We start from the raw sequence: 5,740 nt of genomic DNA on the forward strand, positions 1-5,740 counted from the left end.
AGATCGAGACCGACAAGGCGACGATGGAGTTCGAGGCGGTCGACGAGGGCGTGATTGGCAAGATCCTGATCGCGGAGGGCACCGACAATGTGAAGGTCGGCACCGTGATCGCGACGCTGAGCGGCGACGACGAGGGAACGAGCGACGGCGGCGGCTCGCCGGCATCTGCCTCCGCCGAGACCCCGACCGAAACGCCATCCGATCAGAAGGCCGAGCCTGCACTTCCAGACGCGCCGAAGCAGGCCGAGACCGGCACCGCGCAACTCGTCGCGGCGGCCGAGCAGAAGGGGCGCCTCGATCCGGCGATTCCCGCGGGTACGGAGATGGTCAAGCTGACGCTGCGCGAGGCGCTGCGCGACGCGATGGCGGAGGAGATGCGCCGCGACGACCGCGTCTTTGTGATGGGCGAGGAAGTCGCGCAGTATCAGGGCGCGTACAAGGTCACGCAGGGGCTGCTCGACGAGTTCGGCGATGCGCGCGTGATCGACACGCCGATCACGGAATACGGCTTCGCGGGGGTCGGCACCGGCGCGGCGATGGGCGGTCTGCGCCCGATCGTCGAATTCATGACCTTCAACTTCGCGATGCAGGCGATCGACCACATCGTGAACTCCGCGGCCAAGACCAACTACATGTCGGGCGGCCAGATGCGCTGCCCGATCGTGTTCCGCGGTCCCAACGGCGCGGCATCGCGGGTCGGCGCGCAGCATTCGCAGAACTATGCCCCCTGGTATGCGAGCGTCCCCGGCCTAATCGTGATCGCGCCGTACGATGCGGCGGACGCGAAGGGCCTGTTGAAGGCCGCGATCCGCACCGAGGATCCGGTCGTGTTCCTCGAAAACGAGCTGCTTTACGGCCGCAGCTTCGAGATCCCGAAGCTCGACGACTGGGTCCTGCCGATCGGCAAGGCGCGGACGATGCGCGAGGGCAAGGACGTCACGCTGGTTAGCTACTCGATCGGCGTCGGGCTCGCGCTCGAAGCCGCCGAGACGCTGGCAGGGCAGGGCGTCGATTGCGAAGTGATAGACCTGCGCACGCTGCGACCGCTCGACAAGCAGGCGGTGCTCACCAGCCTCGCCAAGACCAATCGCCTGGTCGTCGTCGAGGAGGGCTGGCCGACCTGCTCGATCGCGTCCGAGATCATCTCGATCTGCATGGAGGAGGGCTTCGACGACCTCGATGCACCGGTGCTGCGCGTCGCCAACGAGGACGTGCCGCTGCCCTATGCCGCGAACCTCGAAAAGGACGCGCTGATCAGCGTCGACAAGATCATCGCGACGGTGAAGAAGATCGTGTGATCACGCCGCCCGACCGGCACCGCCGCATCGACGCTATTGCGTGATGCGCGCGGTGTTGGTCGCGGCGTCGAACAGCTTGCGCATCGCGTCCGAGATGCTCTGATCGGTCGTCACCTCGAAGTACAGGTCGGGGGACGCACATGCCTTCAGGGCGGGCGCGATGTCCGGCAGTCGCCAGGCGACATTCGTCTGCGACCAGCTGTCCCCGGCGATAGAGGTCGGATCATAGGTCGTGTAGAGTACCGCTATCCGAGTATTGAGGCGTGCCTTGATCGCCGTGCACTGGGTCTGCAGGATCGCGCCTAGCTGCCGCCCCGAACGATCCTCGTCGCGCATGCCATCCGTTACCAGGAACAGGATCGATTGCGGCGTACTGCCCGGTTTGCGGCTGCCAGTACCAGACGCCAGTGGCATCAAGGCGGCGGCTTTCACGAGTGAGTCGTCATGCTCGGTCTGCCGATCCCAACCCGCGTCGTTCTTCTTAACGATGACGGCCTGTGCGGCTCCAGCCTGGCTGCGTGCGTATGCCAGCGTGCTCGTGATCCCTGCCAGATTATTGAAATTGGCCGCCTTGGCAAAGGTAGAGACCGAAAAACGATAATTGGCTTTGTTTGAAGCCATCGTATCTATGGCGCGGTCGATGGTGTCCTGGATGGCGGTCTTGCCGTTATCCACACGGAGCACGATGCCAGCATTATGCGCGGCGGTGTAGAAGTCGACCAGCTTGCCGTTGACGTACTGCCGGGTCCCCTCGCTGGTATCGGGATTGCTCTGATGACACGCGAAGGCGCAGCCGCCGGTCATCTGTTTCATTGACGCGATACCGGCCGACGTGATCGGCAGCGCCATCGACGACGAAACGTCGAGCAACATGAAGAAATCGATATTAGGCGCGACCTTGGCCTTCGCGGTGGCGCTGCCACCGATCCCCGACTTGGACAGCCCGAGTACGCCCTTGAAGGCGTTGTCCGAGAGCGCATCGTAGGAGACCGTGGCGACGCGGGTCAGCCCGGTGATGTCGGTATCCGTGACCACGACTTTGAACGCCCCGTAATCAAGCGTATAGGTGGTCAGCGTCGTCGAGGTTGCGGGCGTAGTGCGCAGGGCCTGTTTCCAGGTCATGCCGTTCAGCGCGCCGACCTGACTGATGAACATCTTGCCTGCTGCTACGGCGGCGTCTTCGGTCGACTGGCTCATCATCGGCGTCGTCACCGCGGCGAGCGCGGCGGCGTCAGCGGCCGAATTGACCTTGGTCTGCAGGCGCGCGGCGCGCGAATAATCGATCGCCATGCCGGTCGCGGCGGTCAGCGGAATCATCGAAAACGCCATGATGATGAACACGTTGCCACGTGCATCTGCCGCGAAGCGTGCGAGGCGTGACGGCTTCTTGCCGCCGATTGCGATCGGGCGTGCCCGCATCGGGTTTTCCTTCGACATCATGTGTTATCAAGCACGATCGTCTGCGACGCACGCGGGCTCATGATCATCTGTTCCTTTATCGCGAAGGCGCCGAACACGTTGCTCGCGATACCCGGGCGGTAGGTGTAGACGATCTGAGAAACGATCAGAGATGTGTTGGGCTGCTTCATCGCCGCGGGTAGATCGAACACTGAGTTGGTCGCCAGCTTAGAAGTGTTCTTGCCTCTGCTCCACGACACCGTGCTCTTTCCACCGGCATCGATGTCGATCTGCGACACGGTCATCGCTGCCGCGGAGGGGCTGTATGGCGACATTACCTGCTGACTGGCATTGAGGATTATGTCGAGGTCGACGTCACTCACCTTGGTGAAACGCGAGGTGAGATCGCTGATCGTGCGCGTTGCAAGCGTGACCTTGCGATAGGCGAACAGCGCATCGCTCAACTGATAACCGCCGACGAACAACAGCGTCAGGATCGGCACCGCGAAGGCGAACTCAATCAGGGCAACGCCGCGTTCGTCATCGCGGAACCGCGCAAGGCGCAGGCGCGTCGATGCGAAAGCTGCGCGGATCATGAATAGAGCTCGGTCTTGAATACCGATGTAGCGATCAGCAACCGCTTGCCCGCGCTCAGCGTCGAGATGTCGAATCCCAACGGCCCTTTGCTGACGTCCCACACGTACATAGTCTTGACGATCACGATGTCGCCGGGTGTTCCGGTGTTGTACGCCCAGGCGTTGTTCGGCTGCCCGGACGCGTTGTAGGTGATCGTCGGCGATGCGATATTGGCGTCGGAGAAGTTGGTGGCGACGTTGACGTCGACCATCAGATTCGCGCATTTCATGAACTTGGGAAGTTGCGCGCACGCTCGGGTCTTGTACGCCGCCGCACTCATGTTCGACGACTGCGCCTCGCCCGTCATCAGCACGCGGGTGCTCTTCTCGGCTACCGTCTCCAGGTTCTGCTGGGCGAAGAAGGTGAGGCTGACCTGGAGGATCGCGATCAGCAATGCCATCAACGGACCGACGACGAAGGCGAATTCGATGATGGTGACGCCGCGACGGTCGCCGCCGAATCGCCGGAGCGGCGCCGCAGCATGGCCGCAGATCGTTCGGACACGGGCGCACGGGTTCGGCAACGGGACAGCTCCAATCGATCACCGAAATTACAGCTGCATGATTACCAAATGCTCAACGGCGGCGAGGCTGGCGCGAGGTGCGGACCGTGATTGAGGTGCAGGGCGAACCGCAGCGGCTGGTGCTGCGCCATGCGCCGGCGGCGGCCCGTGATGCGCTGGCGACGCTGTTCGCATTGGACGAGCGACTGGGCGGTATCGTCCGCGCGACTCGCGAGCCGCTGGTCGGTCAGATGCGGCTGACGTGGTGGCGCGATGCGCTGACCGCCCTCGATCGGGACCAACCGGCGCCCGCCGAGCCGGTGCTGATCGACGTGCACCGGCTGTTGCTGCCGCTGGGCGTCACAGGCGAGGCGCTGGCACCGATGACGGAGGGCTGGATGGCGATCCTTCACGACGATTATGCCATCGACGGCAGCGTCGCCGAGTATGCGACGTTGCGCGGCGCGACGCTGTTCGCGGCGGCGGCACGAGTGCTTGGAGCGAAGCATAGGCCGGTGCTGGATGAGTCCGGGCGCGGCTGGGCCTTGTTCGATCTGGCCGCCAACATATCGTCACCCAGCGTCGCCGCTATAGTGCGCAAGGATGCAGATGTTGCGCTGACATCCGCATTCGCAACCAAATGGAGTCGTGATCTGAGAGTCGTCGGATTGTTGGCGTTGCTCGTGCGACTCGATGCTGCCGATGACAATGCTTACGTAAAACTACGTAAGTTGCTTTCCTTCAGGACGTTAGGTCGCTGAACACTTGCGCGACACTCTTGCTCTGTTATCAAAGTCGGGCAGGGGAGAGTGATGATGATGTGGCGCTATGCGGCAGGGGCGGGGGCGGTCGTGGCGACCGTCGTAGCAGGCATCCTGATGTTCGGACGCGACCAGCCCAAGGCCGCGATGCTGCCGCTACAGCCCGCTGCCGCGCAAAGCGGCGCGGCCGTGCTACCCGACGCGGCACCCGAAGCCACCGCCGAGACCCGCGAACAGCGCCGCTTCGGCCGCTACGACAAGGACGAGAATGGCGGCATCACTCGGGAGGAATATCTGACGCAGCGGCGTAAGGCGTTCGCGCGGCTCGACACGGACGACGACGGGCGCCTGTCGTTCGACGAATGGGCAGTCAGGGCGACCACCAAGTTCGCGGCCGCGGATCGCGATCGGTCGGGGGCGATGACGCCGACCGAATTCGCGACCACCGCGGTCAAGCGGAAACCGGCTCCGCGCTGTCCGCCGGCTCGTTCGCAGACTGCGGAAGAGGAGGGCTGATCCACGCCGCGAGGGCCGCGCGACCACGATCGGTGTAGAGCCGCTTGCGATCCGCCTTTTTGCGCCCCTCGACCGGCGGAAACAGCCCGAAATTGACGTTCATCGGCTGATAGGTCGCGGCCTCCGCCCCCCCGGTAATGTGGCCCAGCAGCGCGCCGAGCGCGGTGGTCACCGGCGGCGGCGTCAACTGCTCGCCGGACAGATCGGCAGCCGCGAACCGCCCCGCAAGCAATCCGATCGCCGCGCTTTCGATATAGCCTTCGCACCCGGTGATCTGCCCCGCGAACCGGATGTTGGGTTGGGTGCGCAACCGCAATGTCTCGTCGAGCAACTCGGGCGAACGGATGAAGGTGTTGCGATGCAGCCCGCCGAGCCGCGCGAACTCCGCGTTCTGCAAGCCCGGGATTGTCCGGAACAGCCGCACCTGCTCGGCATGCTTCAGCTTTGTCTGGAAGCCGACGATGTTCCACAGCGTCGCCTGCGCATTGTCCTGCCGCAACTGAACGACCGCATAGGGCCAGCGCCCGGTCTTGGGGTTGTCGAGCCCCACCGGCTTCATCGGCCCGTAGCGCAACGTGTCGACGCCGCGCTCCGCCATCACCTCGATCGGCATGCAGCCGTCGAAATAG

At 64.0% G+C, this 5,740-nt stretch carries 7 protein-coding genes; 3 read left to right on the top strand and 4 right to left on the bottom strand.

Annotation, left to right across the window (positions count from 1 at the left end; all coding sequences use genetic code 11):
• The coding region (locus ACFE77_RS15845) for a pyruvate dehydrogenase complex E1 component subunit beta (RefSeq protein ID WP_375422612.1) at positions 1–1,298 on the top strand (1,298 nt) is incomplete at its 5' end.
• 33 nt (positions 1,299–1,331) lie between these two features.
• On the opposite strand, the gene ACFE77_RS15850 is transcribed toward ACFE77_RS15845, so the two are convergent.
• From ACFE77_RS15850 to ACFE77_RS15860, 3 genes are read right to left on the bottom strand one after another with little or no spacing between them, the layout of a single operon-like run.
• The gene (locus ACFE77_RS15850) at positions 1,332–2,738 is read right to left on the bottom strand and encodes a TadE/TadG family type IV pilus assembly protein (RefSeq protein WP_375422613.1); all 1,407 of its coding nucleotides are present in this window, start codon (positions 2,736–2,738) and stop codon (positions 1,332–1,334) included.
• Complete coding sequence (locus tag ACFE77_RS15855; RefSeq protein WP_375422614.1) at positions 2,735–3,292, bottom strand: TadE/TadG family type IV pilus assembly protein; 558 nt, start codon at positions 3,290–3,292, stop codon at positions 2,735–2,737. The genes ACFE77_RS15850 and ACFE77_RS15855 overlap by 4 nt, the downstream gene beginning before the upstream one ends.
• Entirely contained in the window at positions 3,289–3,855 is a 567-nt protein-coding gene (locus ACFE77_RS15860) for a TadE/TadG family type IV pilus assembly protein (protein ID WP_375422615.1), read from the bottom strand. Before ACFE77_RS15860 ends, ACFE77_RS15855 begins: the two co-directional genes overlap by 4 nt.
• Before the next feature lie 95 nt (positions 3,856–3,950).
• Here ACFE77_RS15860 and ACFE77_RS15865 point away from each other — a divergent pair, with 95 nt between their 5' ends.
• Entirely contained in the window at positions 3,951–4,595 is a 645-nt protein-coding gene (locus tag ACFE77_RS15865) for a squalene/phytoene synthase family protein (protein WP_375422616.1), read from the top strand.
• A 54-nt stretch (positions 4,596–4,649) separates the two neighbouring features.
• Positions 4,650–5,111, top strand: coding sequence for an EF-hand domain-containing protein (locus ACFE77_RS15870; protein ID WP_375422617.1), 462 nt, complete (start codon positions 4,650–4,652; stop codon positions 5,109–5,111).
• On the opposite strand, the gene trmFO is transcribed toward ACFE77_RS15870, so the two are convergent.
• Positions 5,047–5,740: methylenetetrahydrofolate--tRNA-(uracil(54)-C(5))-methyltransferase (FADH(2)-oxidizing) TrmFO (gene trmFO, locus ACFE77_RS15875; protein WP_375422618.1), on the bottom strand; the 694-nt coding region annotated here is incomplete at its 5' end. The genes ACFE77_RS15870 and trmFO overlap by 65 nt on opposite strands.

This window comes from uncultured Sphingomonas sp. (genome assembly GCF_964243315.1).
Lineage (GTDB): Bacteria > Pseudomonadota > Alphaproteobacteria > Sphingomonadales > Sphingomonadaceae > Sphingomonas.